At 61.6% G+C, this 18,302-nt stretch carries 14 protein-coding genes; 1 reads left to right on the plus strand and 13 read right to left on the minus strand.

Going from position 1 to position 18,302, the window contains the following annotated elements:
• Positions 1 to 222 precede the first annotated feature (222 nt).
• From rsd to yrfG, 10 genes are all read right to left on the minus strand, one after another.
• Positions 223 to 711, minus strand: coding sequence for a sigma D regulator (gene rsd / locus CWI66_RS12130; RefSeq protein WP_016913318.1), 489 nt, complete (start codon positions 709 to 711; stop codon positions 223 to 225).
• A 114-nt stretch (positions 712 to 825) separates the two neighbouring features.
• Positions 826 to 1,347, minus strand: a complete 522-nt coding sequence (locus CWI66_RS12135; protein ID WP_081138231.1) for a disulfide bond formation protein B — start codon at positions 1,345 to 1,347, stop codon at positions 826 to 828.
• Positions 1,344 to 2,984, minus strand: a complete 1,641-nt coding sequence (gene gshA / locus CWI66_RS12140; protein ID WP_100731816.1) for a glutamate--cysteine ligase — start codon at positions 2,982 to 2,984, stop codon at positions 1,344 to 1,346. The genes CWI66_RS12135 and gshA overlap by 4 nt, the downstream gene beginning before the upstream one ends.
• Positions 2,985 to 3,123: 139 nt before the next feature.
• Positions 3,124 to 5,478 carry a Tex family protein gene (locus tag CWI66_RS12145; protein ID WP_100731817.1) on the minus strand — a complete coding sequence of 785 codons (2,355 nt, stop codon included), beginning with the start codon at positions 5,476 to 5,478 and terminating at the stop codon, positions 3,124 to 3,126.
• A gap of 89 nt (positions 5,479 to 5,567) precedes the next feature.
• Positions 5,568 to 5,981, minus strand: coding sequence for a nucleoside diphosphate kinase regulator (rnk, locus tag CWI66_RS12150; protein ID WP_016913314.1), 414 nt, complete (start codon positions 5,979 to 5,981; stop codon positions 5,568 to 5,570).
• 134 nt (positions 5,982 to 6,115) lie between these two features.
• Positions 6,116 to 7,468: an NADP-specific glutamate dehydrogenase gene (gdhA, locus tag CWI66_RS12155; RefSeq protein ID WP_100731818.1), complete on the minus strand. Its 1,353-nt coding sequence runs from the start codon at positions 7,466 to 7,468 to the stop codon at positions 6,116 to 6,118.
• Between the two features lie 264 nt (positions 7,469 to 7,732).
• A complete protein-coding gene (locus tag CWI66_RS12160; protein WP_100731819.1) occupies positions 7,733 to 9,289 on the minus strand; it encodes a phosphoenolpyruvate carboxykinase in 1,557 nt (518 codons plus the stop codon).
• A 313-nt stretch (positions 9,290 to 9,602) separates the two neighbouring features.
• Positions 9,603 to 10,478, minus strand: coding sequence for an Hsp33 family molecular chaperone HslO (gene hslO / locus CWI66_RS12165; RefSeq protein ID WP_100731820.1), 876 nt, complete (start codon positions 10,476 to 10,478; stop codon positions 9,603 to 9,605).
• Between the two features lie 54 nt (positions 10,479 to 10,532).
• Positions 10,533 to 10,922 (minus strand): ribosome-associated heat shock protein Hsp15, encoded by a 390-nt coding sequence (hslR, locus tag CWI66_RS12170; RefSeq protein ID WP_016913307.1) that lies wholly within the window; start codon positions 10,920 to 10,922, stop codon positions 10,533 to 10,535.
• A 78-nt stretch (positions 10,923 to 11,000) separates the two neighbouring features.
• On the minus strand, positions 11,001 to 11,648 hold the full coding sequence (gene yrfG, locus CWI66_RS12175; RefSeq protein WP_100731821.1) for a GMP/IMP nucleotidase: 648 nt from the start codon (positions 11,646 to 11,648) through the stop codon (positions 11,001 to 11,003).
• Between the two features lie 70 nt (positions 11,649 to 11,718).
• On the opposite strand from yrfG, the gene nudE reads away from it, so the two are divergent.
• A complete protein-coding gene (nudE, locus tag CWI66_RS12180) occupies positions 11,719 to 12,333 on the plus strand; it encodes an ADP compounds hydrolase NudE (protein ID WP_081138206.1) in 615 nt (204 codons plus the stop codon).
• A 665-nt stretch (positions 12,334 to 12,998) separates the two neighbouring features.
• Here nudE and CWI66_RS12185 read toward each other — a convergent pair.
• The 3 genes from CWI66_RS12185 to CWI66_RS12195 form a co-directional block, all read right to left on the minus strand.
• Positions 12,999 to 14,054 carry an oxidoreductase gene (locus CWI66_RS12185; RefSeq protein WP_100731822.1) on the minus strand — a complete coding sequence of 352 codons (1,056 nt, stop codon included), beginning with the start codon at positions 14,052 to 14,054 and terminating at the stop codon, positions 12,999 to 13,001.
• Between the two features lie 74 nt (positions 14,055 to 14,128).
• Positions 14,129 to 15,973, minus strand: coding sequence for a dihydroxy-acid dehydratase (gene ilvD / locus CWI66_RS12190; protein ID WP_100731823.1), 1,845 nt, complete (start codon positions 15,971 to 15,973; stop codon positions 14,129 to 14,131).
• Positions 15,974 to 16,103: 130 nt separating this feature from the next.
• Entirely contained in the window at positions 16,104 to 18,254 is a 2,151-nt protein-coding gene (locus CWI66_RS12195) for a methyl-accepting chemotaxis protein (protein ID WP_100731824.1), read from the minus strand.
• Positions 18,255 to 18,302: the final 48 nt, after the last annotated feature.

Below are 18,302 nucleotides of genomic sequence, written 5' to 3' on the forward strand. Positions count from 1 at the left end.
TGTGGGCGACATACCGTAGCGCGGCGTAAGCGGAGCGCACCCGCGAAGCAACGCGCAGAGCGTTGCCGATGAGGGCACCGGGGGTGGCGGTGCCGTTTTGTGTTGCGAGGGCACGTTTGTGGTTCGGTGACGCTATCGGGGCGGCTGGCGCCGCCTTCGCGGGTGCCTCTTTCGCTCGTTGCTCTCGCTCTTTCGTTACGCCGCGCTACGGGGGGCGCGGCATTAAGCGGGAGATTTGATCTGCTGGGGGCTGTGGGCTGCGTGGAGGCGTGCGATGAGCTGGTCCTCCAGGGCGAAGCGTTCGGTGAGCCCTTTGGCGAGCCGGTCGATCCAGGCGGGCAGCCTGGCCAGGTTTTGCTGGCAGCGTACCGGGCTGGCGAAGTCTTCGTCGAACTCCAGCACCATGGCGGTGGACATCTCCAACCGTTCCAGCAATCGGGCCGCAATGTGCAGAGCGCTTTCGTCGTTGAATGCCTTGGCCTCTTCGGCCAGCTGCGGGTAAATCTCGAAGTGACCCGCGCTGATGTAATCCATCAGCAGCTCGCTGAAGGTGTCGATGCGCGCCTTGCTAACGGCTTCGAGCTCGGCATCACAGGCTTCCTTGAGCTCAATGAAGCTGACCAGTAGTGCGCGACGCTGATCCAACCAGCGGTCGATCAGGCTGTGTACGCCCCCCCAGCGCTCCAGGGCATTTTTGCAATCTTCGAGCATGGGGCTTCTCCTTGCTGATAGCCGCCTTCATCAGGGCTAGACTCGCTGTTCCTTCCAGCCCTGTCAATTCAGGCGGGCACGATTTCCTTGATACTGAGGTGAGTGCCTTGATAATCAACGCTTGGCTAACGTACCCTGCCCCGTCACGGCTAGCCATAACATACGTAACGGCACCAGGGCGAGAATGACGAACCCGACCAGCGTCCAGCCAGGCAGCGACAGCCCCAGCAGCATGAAATCGATTTCCGCGCACTCACCGGAGCCGGTGAGCACCATGGCCACGACTTCCTGCATGGGCAGAATATCCATCATATAGTCCAGCCCTGGGCCACAGCTGGGCACCTCATCTTCGGGCAGGCCCTGCAGCCAGACATGGCGGCCGGCAATGAATGCCCCGATACCTACCGCCGCCAGGCTGAGCACGCCATATAACCCCTTGCCGAAACGGCCGCGGGGGTTATGAATGGCAGCCACGGCCAGCACCAGCCCAGCGGCGATGACCGCGACGCGCTGGAAAACACACAGCGGGCAAGGCTCCAGCCCGCCAATGTGCTCCAGTCCTAACGCCACGGCCATCATCAGGATACAAAAGGCGACGCCGAGTAGCGCGACCGGACGAATAGCGGATGAGGTCATTGCCCATCCTCAGGTGTAATGGCCGATAGTGCTCGCGATTCACGCGCCTTGGTGAAGTAGTTTTCCAGGAAGGTGCTGAAGCTTTCGTGATCTGCCGCTTCGATATCGCGCTGCTGCTGGTGCGAGGTGTCGATGAGCTGTGCCAGCAGTGCTTCCCGTGAGCGCAGCATGGGAGTGCTCTTCAAGGCATCCGCCTGCTCCTGAGCCATACCCAGCAGCATTTTGCTGAGCGAGCCATTGCTTGATTGCAGTTTATCCAGCAGTTGCGCAGAGGGCGTCAATTCAGGCTGTCGCAAGCGTGGCTGCAGTTCTGCCAGTGCGGCCGCATGGGGGGCGTCGTCTTCCACGGCGTCCAGCAGCCGAGCGACCTCGGCCATTTCCGCGAAGATTTGCTCGCCCCACTCGGGTAGCGTCACCGATTCCCCTTGACGCACGAGACGCAGCTCGGGGTCACGCCCACGCTCCACCACCAGGCGACGGTTGTCATCCAGGCGGTCACACTCTTCATCGGAAATCCAGGGGCTGTCGCTGAGCAGGCACCACATCAGGAAAGTATCGACGAAGCGCATCTGCACTTCCGTGACGCCCAACGGATCGAAGGGGTTGAGGTCAAGACAGCGCACTTCGATGTACTCGACGCCACGGGCTTCGAGTGCCTGGCTCGGGGTTTCGTTGTGCCGAGCCACGCGTTTGGGGCGAATATCGCTGTAGTACTCGTTCTCGATCTGCAGGATATTGGCATTGAGCTGCTGCCACTCATCGCCTTGCCGAACGCCCAGCGCTTCATAATCGGGCCACGGTGTGGAAATCGCATGGCGCAGAGTGTTGACGTAGTTGGAGAGCGAGTTGAAGCAGATTTTCAGCTGCGACTGGACCTTGTTCTGATACCCCAGGTCGGACATGCGCAGCGTGGTAGCGTAGGGGGCGATATAAGTATCGTCACCGAGCGGCTGCAGCTTGCTCGGCACTTGCCCATTGGGCAGGAAGCTCTTGTCCACGGCGGGAGACGCACCAAACAGATAGAGCAGCAGCCAGCTATGGCGACGGAAGTGACGAATCAAGCCAAAGTAGCGCGTCGAACGGTAGTCGTTGAACGGTACGTGGGTGGCTTTTTCCATCTCGCGCAGGGCGTACCACATGTCTTCAGGCAGTGAGACGTTGTAGTGCACACCGGCAATGGCTTGCATGATCCGCCCGTAGCGCACGTCCAGCCCTTTGCGGTAAACGTGCTTCATGGTGCCCACGTTGGAGCTGCCGTAGTCGGCAATCGGCACGCTGTCGTTACCGGAGAGCCGAGAAGGCATGCTGCCAGGCCAGATCCACTCGTTATCGAGATGATGGTAGGTAAAGGTATGCAGATCGGACAGGAAGGCCAGCGCCTCCCTGGGTTCCGAATACACCGGGGTGATGTACTCCAGCAGCGCTTCGGAGTAGTCGGTGGTGATGTGTGGGTGGGTCAGCTTGGAGCCCAGCGCCTGGGGGTGTGGGGTCTGTGCGATATGGCCCTGCGCATCGACCCTCAGCCCCTCTTTTTCTAGCCCGCGACGCAGCCGCCCCAAACGCCCCAAACGGGCACTGGGGAGCAGGCGCTCGACCTGAGCAGTCAGCGACGTAGGCACCGTGAGTGGTTCAGACAAGGTGAACACTCCTTGTTGATAAGGCCTGCATGACGCAGACCTTGTGGAAACCGGCGGGCGTGACCATGAACTGTATCCTACCTGATAGGGAATAGTGGGCAGGATATGGCGACAGCCCTGTGTTTTTCAAGACACGCGACTATTTGCCCCGCTTGGCCTTCAACAACGCGGCACCCAGGGCGCCCATGGCCGCCGGTGTATTGCCCTGCTGTTGCCCCTGGCGCTGGCCCGATTGCCGGTTGCTGCGCGCAGGCTTGCGCGGCTCCTGAGCGGCGCGGCTACCGCTTTGTTCGGGCTGCTCTGGTTCATCGCTGAGACGCATGGAAAGCCCGACTCGCTTGCGGGGAATATCGACGCTCATCACCTTGACGGTGACGATGTCGCCCGCCTTGACCACGCTGCGCGGGTCGTCGATGAACCGCTCGGACAAGGCCGAGATATGCACCAGACCATCCTGATGAACCCCGATATCCACGAACGCGCCGAAGTGCGTCACGTTGGTCACCGTGCCCTCCAGCACCATGCCCAGGGTGAGGTCCTTGAGCGTTTCCACGCCTTCGCGGAACTCCGCCGCCTTGAACTCCGGGCGCGGGTCTCGGCCTGGCTTGTCCAGCTCCTTGAGAATGTCGCTGACGGTGGGCACCCCGAAGCGCTCATCGGCGAAATCGGCGGGCTTCAGCGCCTTGAGGGTGGCGCTGTCGCCAATCAGGCCCTTGAGGTCACGCCCGCTCTGCTTGGCGATGCGCTCGACCAGGCTATAGGCCTCTGGGTGGACGGCGCTGGCATCCAGCGGGTTGTCGCCATTGCTGATGCGCAGGAAACCGGCGCACTGTTCGAACGTCTTGGGCCCCAGACGGCTGACGCCGAGCAGCTCCTTGCGGCTTTTGAAGGCACCCTGCAGGTTGCGCTGCGCGACGATGTTTTCGGCCATCGCAGCGCTCAAGCCAGCCACTCGGGAGAGCAATGCGCTGGAGGCCGTGTTGAGGTCCACGCCCACCGCGTTCACACAATCTTCGATGACGGCTTCCAGGCTGCGCGAGAGCTGCACCTGAGAGACGTCGTGCTGATACTGGCCTACCCCGATGGATTTGGGCTCGATCTTCACCAGCTCGGCTAGCGGGTCCTGCAGGCGGCGGGCAATCGAGACCGCCCCCCGGATGGTGACGTCGAGGTCGGGCAGCTCACGGGCCGCGTATTCCGACGCCGAGTACACCGATGCCCCAGCCTCCGACACCATGACCTTGCTCAGCGGCTGCGCGGGCGCCAGCGCCTTCACCAGCTCCCCGGCCAGCTTGTCGGTTTCACGGCTGGCGGTTCCGTTGCCCACGGCAATCAGCTGCACACGATGCTGCTTGACCAGCCGCGCCAGCACCTCCAGCGATTCGTTCCAGCGGTTCTGGGGAGCGTGGGGGTAAATGGTGGCCTGGTCGATGAACTGACCAGTGGCATCGATGACCGCTACCTTGCAGCCGGTACGCAGGCCGGGGTCCAGCGCCAGGGTGACTTTCTGCCCCGCCGGGGCCGCCAGCAGCAGGTCTTTCAGGTTGGCGGCAAAGACATCGATGGCGGTCTGCTCGGCCTGTTCGCGCAGGCGGCCCAGCAGCTCGGTTTCCAGTGCGGTGTAGAGTTTGACACGCCAGGTCCAGCGCACCACTTCCCCCAGCCACTTGTCGGCCGGGCGCCCTTCATCACGAATACCGACCTGACGGGCAATGGCCACCTGGGCAGGATGCACCGGGGCGTCTTCTTCACCGGGCAAACGAATGGCCAGCCCCAGAATCCCTTCGTTGCGGCCACGGAACATGGCCAGCGCACGGTGCGAGGGTACCCTGGCGAGTTTTTCGTCGTGCTCGAAGTAATCCGAAAACTTGGCGCCCTCCTGCTGCTTGCCTTCCAGCACCCGGGCGCTCAGCTCGCCTTCCTGCCAGAGCCGCTCACGCAGCTGGCCGATCAGCTCGGGGTCTTCGGCAAAGCGCTCCATCAGAATCTGCTTGGCACCGTCGAGGGCGGCCTTGGCATCTTCGATGGCGGGTACTTCCCCTTCTGCCGGGCGCAGGTAGCGTGCCGCTTCGTTTTCCGGGTCGAGGGTGGGGTCGGCCAGCAGCGCATCCGCCAGAGGTTCGAGACCGGCTTCCCGGGCAATCTGGGCTTTGGTGCGGCGCTTTTTCTTGAACGGGAGGTAGAGGTCTTCCAGGCGCTGCTTGGTGTCGGCAGCCTCGATGATGGCCTTGAGCGCGGGGTCCAGCTTGCCTTGTTCATCGATGGCCGCCAGCACGGCTTCGCGCCGCTCTTCCAGTTCGCGCAGGTAACGCAGGCGCTCATCCAACTGGCGCAGTTGAGTATCGTCCAGCGCGCCGGTCACTTCCTTGCGGTAGCGGGCGATGAAAGGCACGGTGGCGCCGCCATCCAGCAATTCCACCGTGGCCAGGACTTGTTCAGGTCGTACGCCCAGCTCTGACGCCAGGCGCGCAATAATCCGTTGTTTGACATCCATAACGTGCAACCAGCTCATGCAGCCTTCGAGGTGCCGACACGGTACCACAAAGCACCTGTGCTGGCATGGCTTGCGCGCCCGAGACCGCCCTAGCGGTGGAACTGCTTCTCCCGCTCGGGCTGCCAGAAGATGGCATCCACCCGCAGTTTCACTTCGGTGGCATTGGGCAGCGGCCATTCGATGACATCGCCCACTTTCAGGCCAATCAGCGCGGCCCCGATCGGCGCCATGACGGAAATACCGTCTTCCACGCTGGCCAGCGCATGGGGATAGACCAGCGTGCGGATCATTTGCCGACCTCGGGTCAGGTCGGTGAAACGGATCTGGCTATTCATGCTCACGACGCTATCGGGAATGTCCTGCGGGTCGAGCACCTCGCCGCGCAGCAGCTCTTCTTCAAGCAATTCCGCCACCATCTGATCCTTTTCCGGTGCTTGATCGATCAGTCGCTGCAGACGCTCTGCATCGAGACGGTTGATGATGATTGGAGGACGTTGCCCCATGGTCTCTCTCCTTGATGATACCGACCATAAAAAACAGCCCTTCCCCAAAGGGAAAGGACTGTGGATATCTGCCATACGCAGGATAACTTATTTAAAGTGGCCCGGTAACTCACTGAACCAGGCCACTGACATGATCAGGTAACGCCCTGCTCGATCATGGCATCGGCGACCTTGCGGAAGCCTGCGATGTTGGCACCGAGCACCAGGTTACCGGGTTCGCCGAACTCTTCTGCCGTGTCAGCACACTGCTGATAGATATCGGCCATGATGCGCTTGAGTTTTTCATCGACTTTCTCTAGCGACCACTGCTCCATGCTGCTGTTCTGGGCCATTTCCAGCTGGCTCGTGGCCACGCCACCGGCGTTGGCGGCCTTGCCGGGGCCGTAGGCGAGCCTGGCGGCAATAAAGCGCTCCACTGCCGCCTTGGTAGAGGGCATGTTGGCCCCTTCACTGATACAGCTCACCCCGTTGGCGATGAGCGCCTGGGCATCCTGTTCGGTCAATTCGTTCTGAGTGGCACATGGAAACGCTACCTGCGCCGGTAGCCGCCATACGGCATGGCCATCGGCGGGGTAATCCCGTGCCGCCACATAGTGTGCCTCAGGATGCTCGTGAAGGTAAGCCTCCAGGGAAACACGCTCCACTTCCTTCAGACGCTTGAGCAGCCCCAGGTCGATGCCACGAGGGTCATGAATCATGCCCCTGGAATCACTGCAGGTCACCGGTAGTGCACCGAGTTCCAGCAGCTTTTCGATGGTATAGATGGCAACGTTGCCCGCGCCGGACACCAGGCAAGTCTTGCCTGCCAGACTCTCCCCCCGCGCGGCCAGCATGTTCTGGGCAAAGTAGACCGCGCCGTAGCCGGTGGCCTCCTTGCGCCCGAGCGAGCCGCCCCAATTCAGCCCTTTGCCGGTCAGCACGCCTTCGTAACGCCCTGTCAGCCGCTTGTACTGGCCAAACAGATAGCCAATCTCGCGGGCGCCCACGCCGATATCGCCGGCGGGCACATCGCTATGGGGCCCCACGTGGCGGTACAGCTCGGTCATGAACGACTGGCAGAAGCGCATGATCTCGTTGTCCGACTTGCCCTTGGGGTCGAAGTCCGCGCCGCCCTTGCCGCCGCCAATCGCCAGGCCGGTCAGCGCGTTCTTGAAGATTTGCTCGAACCCCAGAAACTTGATGGTGCCTGCGGTCACGCTGGGATGAAACCGCAGCCCCCCTTTATAAGGCCCCAGGGCCGAGTTGAACTGCACTCGATACCCTTTGTTGACCTGTACCCGACCCTTGTCATCCAGCCAGCTGACGCGGAACATGATCTGCCGTTCAGGCTCGATCATACGCTCGATGATACTGTGCTGGTGATAATGCGGCGAACGCTCGAACAGGGGGCGCAAGCACTCGAGCACTTCCTCGGTGGCTTGATAGAACTCGGTTTGAGCAGGGCTACTCTTGGCAAGCCCCGCAAGGGTGTCATGAACGTAGGGCATGGCGTCGTACCGTTACCGTAATGAGACTGTCGTTATGCTGGCCAGCGCATGACGGTATTTAACTGTGACGGCGTTTTTCTGCATACCCTATGCCGGTTCGGTATGGGCAAAAAACCGACGACAACTCGACTAAAGTCGCACTTTTTTTGCCCACTATTGGTACATTAACCAAGTTTGATAAACGATTTTTTAACGAATAGCGGCGCACAATAAAAAAAGGGAGGATGCCAGGCATCCTCCCTTGAAGCGATGAAACAGCGAGTATCAGGTCAGCTGCGGGCCAGCCTTGATGATCGCTTCGTTGACGCCTTCGAACTTCTTGAAGTTGTCCACGAACTTGGTGGCCAGGTCTTGCAGGTGACGGTCGTAGGCGTCGCGGTCGGTCCAGGTGTCGCGGGGGTCCAGCAGGCTGGAGTCCACGCCCGGCACGGCCAGCGGCACTTGCAGGTTCAGGCCGTCGATGTGCCTGGTCTCGACATCACGCAGGATGCCTGACTGAATCGCGCTGATGATGGCGCGCGTGGTGGGGATCGAGAAGCGCGAGCCGCCTTCACCGTAGGCACCACCGGTCCAGCCAGTATTCACCAGGTACACCTGGGCGTCTTTCTTTTCGACACGCTTGATCAGCAGGTCGGCGTATTCACGGGCCGGACGCGGGAAGAACGGCGCGCCAAAGCAGGTAGAGAACGTTGCCGCCAGACCTTCGGAAGAGCCCATTTCCGTGGAGCCGACCTTGGCGGTGTAGCCCGACAGGAAGTGGTAGGCCGCGGCTTCCTTGGACAGGATGGACACCGGCGGCAGTACGCCCGACATGTCGCAGGTCAGGAATACGATGGCGTTGGGCTCACCCGCCAGGTTTTCGGCCACGCGCTTCTCGACGTGCTCCAGCGGGTAGGCGGCACGGGAGTTCTGGGTCAGGCTGTCGTCGGCGTAGTCCGGCTCGCGGCGGTCATCCAGCACGACGTTTTCCAGCACGGTGCCAAACTTGATGGCGTTCCAGATGACCGGCTCGTTCTTCTCGGAAAGGTCGATGCACTTGGCGTAGCAGCCGCCTTCCATGTTGAAGACAATGCCGTCGCCCCAGGCGTGCTCGTCGTCACCAATCAAGAAGCGCGCCTGATCCGCGGAGAGCGTGGTCTTGCCGGTGCCGGAGAGGCCGAAGAACAGGCAGGTTTCGCCATCTTCACCCACGTTGGCAGAACAGTGCATCGGCAGCACGTCGGCGGCGGGCAGCAGGTAGTTCTGCACCGAGAACATGGCTTTCTTCATTTCACCGGCGTAACGCATGCCAGCGATCAGCACCTTGCGCTCGGCAAAGTTGATGATTACGCAGCCGTCGGAGTTGGTGCCATCACGGTTCGGGTCGCACTCGAAGCCTGCAGCGTTGAGGATGGTCCACTCTTCCTTGGCGGCCTGGTTGTAGGCCAGCGGGCGCACGAACATGGTGCGGCCAAAGAGGTTTTGCCAAGCCGTTTCCGTGGTGACACGTACCGGCAGGTAGTGGGTGTTGTCGCTGCCCACGTGCAGCTCGGCCACGAAGCGCTCACGGCTTTCCAGGTAGTCTTCGACACGCGCCCACAGCGCCGAGAACTTCTCGGCGTCGAACGGGCGGTTGACGCTGCCCCAATCGATGCTGTCACGAGTAGAGGGCTCATCGACGATAAAACGGTCTTTCGGTGAACGCCCGGTGCGTACGCCGGTGTTGACTACCAGGGCTCCGTTCGCCGAGAGGCGACCTTCACCACGGGCCACGGCGCGCTCGATCAGTTCGGCGCTGCTGAGATTGACGTGGGCTTGAGGAGCGGCTTGAGTCGTGGTCATGTCGATTCCTGGGCCTTGCGGCCGTTTATCTCGTTTACCGGGCGTCGTACGACGCCTTTAAAAGTCATCCCAACCACTCGCGAACGGGCTGGGCGCGCTGAAGTCCGGCGCATTATGGCAAAAAGAAAGCCCCCGGGAAACGGGGGCTTCTCGCAAATATCTTGTAGTTAAACTACTACAATGACACTACATTTTGTGTTGCAGCGCAGTATATTTTCAAACAACCGTTTGCTGGGTGCGCCGAGCGCATTGTCTCCTCTGGGGTGGCGCCAGGCGGCCTGGAAGCCCACCCCATCAGCAGCCGACTACACAATCAGTGAATGACCGGCGGTGGTGCGCCCGGGTCTTCCAACAAAATTTCAATATCTGCGGCGGTGTAGTGATATTTCGTGTGGCAAAAGTGGCATTGGGTGTCGATGGCACCCTGCTCCTGGAGAATATCCATCAGCTCTTCCTTGCCCAGGGTGTACAGCGCATGGCTCATACGCTCCCGGGAACAGGTGCAGCCAAAGCGCAACGCCTTGGGTTCGAAGACCCTGACGGTCTCTTCGTGATAGAGCCGATACAGCACCTCACGCTGCTCCAGCCCCAGCAGCTCTTCGTTCTTGATCGTTTCGGCAAGGTGCACGCTGCGCTCCCAGGCATCCACGTCCTGGTTTTGCGAGGCATCCGGCAAGCGCTGCAGCAGCAGCCCACCCGCTCGCTGACCATCGGCGGCCAACCACAGCCGAGTAGGTAACTGCTCGGACTGGCCGAAATAGGCTTCCAGGCAGCCCCCCAGGGTATCGTGATCCAGTGCCACGATGCCCTGGTAGCGGTGCCCTTCCTGAGGGTCCAGGGTGATCATGATCTGGCCGTCACCGACCAGCTCACGGAAGCTTGCCTGCTCGCTGGGCAGCGCGGCCTCTTCGGCGATACGCGCAATGGCGCGCAGCTCACCGCCCGGGTTGGATTCTGCCATCAACAGCGCCAGCGCGCCCTGGCCGCGCACTTCGATGCTGAGCGTGCCGTCCAGCTTGACCGTATCGGTCAGCAGGGCCACCGCTGCCAGCAGCTCGCCCAGCAGGGCATTGACCGCAGGTGGGTAGGCATGACGGTCGAGCACTTCCTGATAGGCGGTGCTCAACGTGACGATTTCGCCACGCACGTTGGTTTGGTCAAACAGGAAACGCTGGATCTGATCAGACATAGTGAAACCATGAAGTGAGAAAGGGGAACGTCGGCAAGGCAGGCGTCAGCGACGCTACTCGCCCTGCTGGCGTTGAAATCGGTGTATATCGCGGCGCTGCTTCTTATCGGGGCGCTTGAGGGGATGCTGCATCGCTTCGTTGGTGAGCCGACGCGCCTCGGCTTCCTTGGCACGACGCTGGGCGCTGGCCTCGGTTTCGGCGTACAGAGTGCGTGCTTCAGGTGCGCCCCTGCGCTGGTCTGAAAGCGCCGTGACTTCCACCTCGTAAATGTCCCAGCCCTGGGGCACGCGAATCAGCGCCCCCAGTTCGACGTTCTTGCTGGTCTTGGCACGCTCACCGTTGTAGTGAACCTTGCCGCCTTCTATCGCTTTCTTGGCCAAGGCGCGGGTCTTGAAAAACCGTGCAGCCCATAGCCACTTGTCCAGGCGAACGCTGTCGCTCATTGGCACTCTCCTCATCTATTGGCTGCCCCTGAAGGCCGCCACTGGCGGATCACTCAGTGGCCGATGCCCAGGCCGCACTCATGGCAACAGTTGGGCAAATCGGTCCAGGGCCACGAACTCCTGCAGCTCTTTTTCGGGCCGCTGGCTATCGGGCTGCTTGATGCCTAGCAAGTACTTGATTCCGAACTCTCTGGCACTTTCAAGCACCCGAGCGTTGTCGTCGATGAACAGGGTGCGTGCGGGGTCGAAGGGTTCTCGCTCCTGCAGCGCGAACCAGAAGGCCTGCTCCTCCTTGGCAGCGCCAACGTCTTCCGAGGAGATGATGGCATCCAGGTAGTTTTCCAACCCGGTGAGCGGTAATTTCAGTGCAAGACTGGCGCGGTCGGCGTTGGTGGCCAGCACCACACGAGGATGGGCCTGCTTGAGCCAACCAAGGAAATCCAGTGCATCGCCACGTAACCCAATCAGGTGCTGTACTTCACGCTTGAGGGCCACAATATCGACGTTCAGCTCGCGGCTCCAATAGGCCAGGCTGTACCAGTTCAGAGTGCCCTGCTCACCGATGATGCGGCTCTTCAGCGCTTCCTGACTGGCTTGATCCAGTTGGTGCAGCTCGACGTAGCGGCGTGGCAGATGCTCCAGCCAGAAGTGGCTGTCGAAGTGAAGGTCCAGCAGCGTGCCATCCATGTCCAACAGCACCGTGTCGATCTCGCGCCAATCAATCATGGCCACTCCAGTCTTTGAGAGTAAGCGTGCTATTGTAGCGTAACCCGTTTTTTGCAGCCACGGAGGCATGATGGACCGCGACGATTCCACCACCAGCGACGCCACAGAGCGCTACCCGCGCAAGCCCACGATTCTGGCTCGCCACCCCGTGGCCCAAAGCCGCTTGTTCCAGATCGAGGCGCTGGACCTGCGCTTTTCAAACGGAGAGGAGCGCCAGTTCGAGCGCCTCACCGGTGCCGACCGTGGCGCCGTAATGATCATCGCCATGCCGGACCCGGAACACGTATTGCTGATTCGTGAGTATGCGGCCGGTTTCGAAGACTACGTACTCACCCTGCCCAAAGGCCTGGTAGACCCCGGCGAGGATGTCGTGGCCGCTGCCAACCGTGAACTCATGGAAGAGTGCGGCTTTGGCGCCCACCGCATCGAGCCGCTGGTGGAACTCTCGCTGGCCCCCAACTACATGCGACACCGCATGCAGGTATTGATCGCCACCGACCTCTACCCCAAACGCCTGCCCGGCGACGAGCCCGAGCCCCTGATCGTGGAAACCCACGCCATCGAAGAGCTCCCCGCGCTGCTGCTAAGGGACGACTTCCACGAAGCACGCGCCATCGCCGCCCTCTACATCGCACGTGACCGATTACGCGAAGAGCAGCGCAGCAACGGCATTGATTTGCTCTAGTGCCGTTCAACCACTCCTGCGCCGTTATCAGCAGCGCTCTCCGCGCTGCTTCGCGGGTGCGCTTCGCTTACGCCGCGCTACGGTTATACCGCCTCCAAGCACATGCAGCCTCCCGTAGCGCGGCGTAACGAATCTTGCGAGGCACGAGCAAATGAGGCACCCGCGGAGGGCGGCGCCAGCCGCCCCGATCATGCCACCACCACCAACCGCGCCACCGCCCACCCCCGAGCCCCCACCGGCAGCGCTCTCCGCGCTGCTTCGCGGGTGCGCTTCGCTTACGCCGCGCTACGGTTATACCGCCCCCCAAGCACATGCAGCCTCCCGTAGCGCGGCGTAACGAATCTTGCGAGGCACGAGCAAATGAGGTACCCGCAGAGGCGGCGCCAGCCGCCCCGATGAGGCCACCATTACCCACCATGTCACCGCCCACCCATGTGGCCACACCGGCAGCGCTCTCCGCGCTGCTTCGCGGGTGCGCTCCGCTTACGCCGCGCTACGGTTATACCGCCCCCAAGCACATGCAGCCTCCCGTAGCGCGGCGTAACGATTGAGCGAGAGCAACGAGCAAATGAGGCACCCGCGGAGGCGGCACCAGCCGCCCCGGTGAGGCCACGAAACCACCCTGCCGCTCCACATTCAGGCAGGCATTTAATACACGGGCAGCTTTATGCGTGCGGCTTCAACGATATCCAGCGGCGTTGGCGGTGGCTGTCGAGGCCGGCTTCGAGCAAGGTCATGCTGCGCAGGGCGTCCTCGACGGAAACCGGGAGGGGGGCTTGTTGGCGGATGGCGTCGGCAACGCCCTGGTAATAGGCGAGGTAGTCGCCGGGTAGCGTGGGGTGTTCGTGGCTGACCAGCGGGGCATCTTCACCTTGCCCTTCGCGTAGGGTGAGTGTGCCGGGAATGTCCTGCCCCCAGTGCGGCGTGGGGGTCTCGCCTGCTTTCAAGCGCGCTTCCTGTGGGTCGAGCCCCATCTTCACATAGCTGCCCAGCGTGCCATGCAGGCGGTAGCGGGGAGTGGGTTCGGCCACCAGGGTGCCTGCACTCAGGCTAACACGGCAGTCGTCGTACTCCAGCAGGGCCAGGAAGTCATCGTCGGCATGGGCGGCGTCTCGGCGCGCGCCGATCTCCAGCAGGATGGCGTGGGGCATGCCAAACAGCTCGCAGGCCTGGTCCAGCAGGTGAGGCCCCAGGTCGTACCAGATGCCGCCTCCAGGCGCGGCTTTTTCACGCCAGCGGTCGCGCACCTCCGGACGAAAACGATCGAAGCGGGATTCGAAGCCCGTCACTCGCCCCAGCGTGCCTTCGGCCAGCAGTGCCTTGACGGTCAGGAAGTCACTGTCCCAACGTCGGTTGTGAAACACCGAGAGCAGGCACTCTTTATCCGCCGCCAGGGCCTTGAGCTGCCTGGCCTCCGACAGCGTGACGGTGAAGGGCTTGTCGACCACCACATGCTTGCCCGCCGCCAGCGCAGCCTTGGCCAGGGGAAAGTGAGTATCATTGGGCGTTGGGATGACGATCAGATCCAGATCCTTGCGCTGACACAGCGCCAGGGCCTCGCGCTCGACCGCCACTTGGGGAAAGTCGGCAGTCACCTTGCTGGCATCGCTGGAAGATACCGCCACCAGCTCCAACCCCGGTACCGCCTGAATCAGCGGCGCATGAAACGTTTTACTCGCAAAACCATAGCCGACCAGGCCCACATTGATCGTCGCCTTCATGACGCTCCTCGATAGGTGTTGGGTGATATACCACAAAAAAACAGCCCGCTTGCGCGGGCTGTGAGATACGCCGATCAATCCAGTTTGGAGAGGTCGCGTACTGCGCCCTTGTCGGCGGAGGTGGCCAGCAGGGCATAGGCCTTGAGGGCAGGCGTCACCTTGCGTGGGCGCTGCTCGACGGGCTTCCAGGCGTCCTTGCCACGCGACTCCATGGCCTCGCGACGTTTGGCCAGCTCGGCATCGCTCAGCTGTACGTTGATGGTGCGGTTGGGGATGTCGATCAGAATGGTATCGCCCTGCTCGACCAGCCCGATGGCGCCCCCGGCGGCGGCCTCAGGTGATACGTGACCAATCGACAGACCCGAGGTACCCCCGGAGAAACGGCCGTCGGTCAGCAGCGCGCACGCCTTGCCCAACCCTTTGGATTTCAGGTAGGAGGTAGGGTACAGCATCTCTTGCATACCGGGGCCACCTTTGGGGCCTTCGTAGCGGATGACCACCACGTCGCCCTCTTTGACTTTGCCATCCAGCACGTTGGCCACTGCCTGATCCTGGGACTCCACCACGTGAGCCTTGCCCTCGAATACCAGGATGGAGTCGTCTACACCGGCGGTCTTGACCACACAGCCATCCAGGGCGATGTTGCCGTAGAGCACGGCAAGGCCACCCTCACGGGAGAAGGCGTGCTCCAGGTCGCGGATACAGCCGGTGGCACGGTCGCCGTCCAGGCTTGGCCAACGGGCGCTCTGGGAGAACGCGGTTTGGGTCGGAATGCCCCCCGGGCCGGCCTTGAAGAACTCGACCACTTCTGAACTGGGCGAGCGCATGATATCCCACTCGTCCAGCGCGGCTTTCAGGCTGTCACCGTATACAGTGGGCACCGAGGTATCCAATACTCCCGCCCGGTCCAGCTCGCCCAGAATGGCCATGATGCCACCCGCGCGGTGCACGTCTTCGATATGGTATTTCTGAGTATTGGGCGCCACTTTGCACAGCTGGGGCACTTCACGAGAAAGGCGGTCGATATCCGCCATGGTGAAGTCGACTTCTGCCTCTTGAGCCGCCGCCAGCAGGTGCAGGATGGTATTGGTGGAACCGCCCATGGCGATATCCAGAGTCATGGCATTCTTGAAGGCGGCCTTGTTGCCAATAGCGCGGGGCAGCAGGTGTGCCTCTTCGCCTTCGTAGTAGCGCTTGGCCAGCTCGACGATACGATGGCCCGCCGTTTCGAACAGGCGACGGCGATCGGCGTGGGTGGCCAGCACGGTGCCGTTACCGGGAAGTGCCAGGCCCAGCGCCTCCATCAAACAGTTCATGGAGTTGGCGGTGAACATGCCCGAGCAGCTGCCACAGGTGGGGCATGCACTGCGCTCGACTTCTGCCAGGGTCTCGTCGTCGACGCTGTCGTCTGCGGCCATGACCATGGCATCGACCAGATCCAGGCCGTGATTCAGCAGCTTGGTCTTGCCAGCTTCCATGGGGCCGCCGGAGACGAAAATGACGGGAATATTGAGCCGCATGGCGGCCATCAGCATTCCGGGGGTGATCTTGTCGCAGTTGGAAATGCACACCAGCGCATCGGCACAGTGGGCGTTGCACATATACTCGACGCTGTCGGCAATGATATCGCGGCTAGGCAGCGAGTAGAGCATGCCGTCGTGGCCCATGGCGATACCGTCATCTACGGCGATGGTATTGAACTCTTTGGCGACGCCGCCCGCTTTTTCGATTTCGCGGGCGACCAGCTGGCCCATGTCCTTGAGGTGCACATGGCCCGGCACGAACTGGGTGAACGAGTTGGCTACCGCGATGATCGGTTTGTGAAAGTCGTCATCCTTCATGCCGGTGGCACGCCAAAGGGCACGAGCGCCTGCCATGTTGCGGCCAGCGGTAGTGGTACGGGAGCGGTACTGGGGCATGGTGTCCTCTACATCTTTATCATGGCCTGCCACATGCGAGGCAGCAGGCGGGTAAGTCCAGCGGCTTTCGATTGTGGCATGAGCGACCCGCTTAGACTAGACGTAGAGAACAACCAATACCGGACACGCTTTAAAAGGTTGCCCACTCCTCCTCGGCACGGGCCTTCGCCACCGGACGCTTGAGCGGCGCTGACGGAGTGGCCGAGGGTGACGGCAAGCTGGCCGACTGCCCAGCACGCGCCACACGAATCCGCGCCATTTCGCTACTCTCCTCCTCGGCCCCTTCCAGGCGGAAAGCCGCGATCACGTTGGCAAGGTCCAAGGCTTCATTGGTCAACCGCTGAGCAGCGCTGGAAATGGACTGCACCTTGGTGGCATTTTGCTGGGTCACGTGATCCATCTCGGAGACGGCCATGTTGATCTGGGCAATACCGCTGCTCTGCTCGTCGGACGCGGTGCTGATCTCTTCCATGATATCGCTGACGCGCATGACCTGACTGACCACCTGTTCGATGGCCTGCTCGGCCTGCTTTACCGCACTGGTCCCACCCGCGATTTCCTGGGTAGAGGTGTCGATCAAGCGGCGAATTTCGCCTGCTGCGTCGGCGCTGCGGCCCGCCAGATTGCGCACCTCGTTGGCCACGACGGCAAAACCACGCCCCTGCTCTCCGGCACGGGCGGCCTCCACCGAGGCATTCAGCGCCAGAATATTGGTCTGGAAGGCAATACTATCGATGACGCTGATGATGTCGTTCATCTTGTCGGCGCTGGCCGCAATGCGCTCCATGCGTTTCACCAGCGCCTGCATGTGCTCGCCGGTTTCACGGCTGGTGGCAGCATTCTGCATGGCCAGTTGGTTGGCCTGGCGGGCATTTTCGGTATTCTGCTGCACCGTGGCGGTGATCTGATCCATGCTGGACGCCGTCTGCTGCAGCGACGAAGCCTGCTGCTCGGTACGTGAGGCGAGGTCTTCGTTTTCCTGCTTGATCTGCTCGGACGCAGGCGTGACCACTTCGACCTTGTTGCCCACTTCGGTAATCAGCCCTGAGAGGCTGGCCCGCATGGTTTCCAGCGAGGCCAGCAGTTCGCCCAGTTCGTCGTCCCGCTTCAAGGTGACACGGTTGGCCAGGTTGCCCGCAGCGATTTGAAAGGTGACACGCCGCGCCTCGCTGAGCGACTTCAGCAGTGATTTCAACACCGCCACGCTGAGCCCGACCATGAGCGCAATACCGAACAGCAGCACGCCCACTTGCCCCCATAGCAGCCATTGCTGCTGCCGCTCGGCATCGGCCATCAGGCTGTGAGCTGCCGCGCGCTCGTTATCGACCAGCAGATTGATGGTGGCACTGATACTCTCGGAAGTGGGCCTGACGACATCGTTAAAGGCTTCGAAGGCCGCAAAGCCATTGCCCTCGCGAATCGCCGTCATGGCGGTGGTCGAGCCACCAAGAAACGTCGCCAAATGGGCGGTCAACCCTTGCTGCACACCGCTGGCCTGCTGACGCTGTTCGGTAAAGCCTTGCCAGGTTTGCTCGATTTGCTCCTGAAGGGATGCCAGCTGCTCATCGAGCTGAGTGAGGTCCACGCGGCGAGGGTTACGCACGGCAGGCTCCAACACCTGCAGTAACTGGGCGCTACGCTGCTCGATCTGTTGCAAGTCGGCGATGCCTTCCAGGCCGGTCTGGTTGAGGGTGCGTAGCCGCTCGGCAGAACTGGTCAAGCCATAGACACCGGCGGCCCCTGCCACCGTCAGCAGTAGAATCGCAGCGACGACCATGCCCATCAATTTGGCCTGCATGCTACTGAAACTGAAGCGTTGCACCCAACCACGCACCCCGGTGCGACGTAATGCACCACGATGGAGCATAAACCCTCTGGCACGCCCCTGCTGCATGGCGCTATAACCTTTGGCAGCACGTGTGACGGCCTTGTGCGATGCCCGGCGGCGAATGGCGGTGTAACCCGCCACCCGCTCACCGTCCAGCAGTGGCGCCACGGTGGTATGCACCCAATAAGTATCGCCGTTCTTACAGCGGTTCTTGACCACCCCCTGCCAGGTGTTGCCTTGCTCGATGGTGGCCCACATGTTCTTGAAGACCTGGGCAGGCATCTCGGGATCACGGAAAATACGATGGGGTTCGCCCAGTAGCTCAGCCTGTGAATAGCCGCTTACTTCAATGAACGTCTGATTGACGTAGGTGATATTACCCTGGCGGTCGGAGCGTGAAATCAGCACCTGATCGTCTGTCAGCTCAAGGGTTGCCTGGCTAGATGTGCTCATGAAGTCCCCTGTATTTTTTTGAAAGGCATGTTTCGCCTGATGACCCAG

The sequence above is a fragment of the Halomonas sp. 141 genome (assembly GCF_002810305.1).
Taxonomy (GTDB): Bacteria; Pseudomonadota; Gammaproteobacteria; order Pseudomonadales; family Halomonadaceae; genus Vreelandella; species Vreelandella stevensii.

Coding starts and splice junctions, on each gene's coding strand:
- rsd (WP_016913318.1), bottom strand. CDS start 711: ATGCTCGAAGATTGCAAAAATGCCCTGGAGCGCTGGGGGGGCGTACAC.
- yrfG (WP_100731821.1), bottom strand. CDS start 11,648: ATGATTGATTGGCGCGAGATCGACACGGTGCTGTTGGACATGGATGGC.
- nudE (WP_081138206.1), top strand. CDS start 11,719: ATGGACCGCGACGATTCCACCACCAGCGACGCCACAGAGCGCTACCCG.
- hslO (WP_100731820.1), bottom strand. CDS start 10,478: ATGTCTGATCAGATCCAGCGTTTCCTGTTTGACCAAACCAACGTGCGT.
- gdhA (WP_100731818.1), bottom strand. CDS start 7,468: ATGCCCTACGTTCATGACACCCTTGCGGGGCTTGCCAAGAGTAGCCCT.
- CWI66_RS12145 (WP_100731817.1), bottom strand. CDS start 5,478: ATGGATGTCAAACAACGGATTATTGCGCGCCTGGCGTCAGAGCTGGGC.
- rnk (WP_016913314.1), bottom strand. CDS start 5,981: ATGGGGCAACGTCCTCCAATCATCATCAACCGTCTCGATGCAGAGCGT.
- CWI66_RS12185 (WP_100731822.1), bottom strand. CDS start 14,054: ATGAAGGCGACGATCAATGTGGGCCTGGTCGGCTATGGTTTTGCGAGT.
- ilvD (WP_100731823.1), bottom strand. CDS start 15,973: ATGCCCCAGTACCGCTCCCGTACCACTACCGCTGGCCGCAACATGGCA.
- CWI66_RS12160 (WP_100731819.1), bottom strand. CDS start 9,289: ATGACCACGACTCAAGCCGCTCCTCAAGCCCACGTCAATCTCAGCAGC.
- CWI66_RS12135 (WP_081138231.1), bottom strand. CDS start 1,347: ATGACCTCATCCGCTATTCGTCCGGTCGCGCTACTCGGCGTCGCCTTT.
- hslR (WP_016913307.1), bottom strand. CDS start 10,922: ATGAGCGACAGCGTTCGCCTGGACAAGTGGCTATGGGCTGCACGGTTT.
- CWI66_RS12195 (WP_100731824.1), bottom strand. CDS start 18,254: ATGAGCACATCTAGCCAGGCAACCCTTGAGCTGACAGACGATCAGGTG.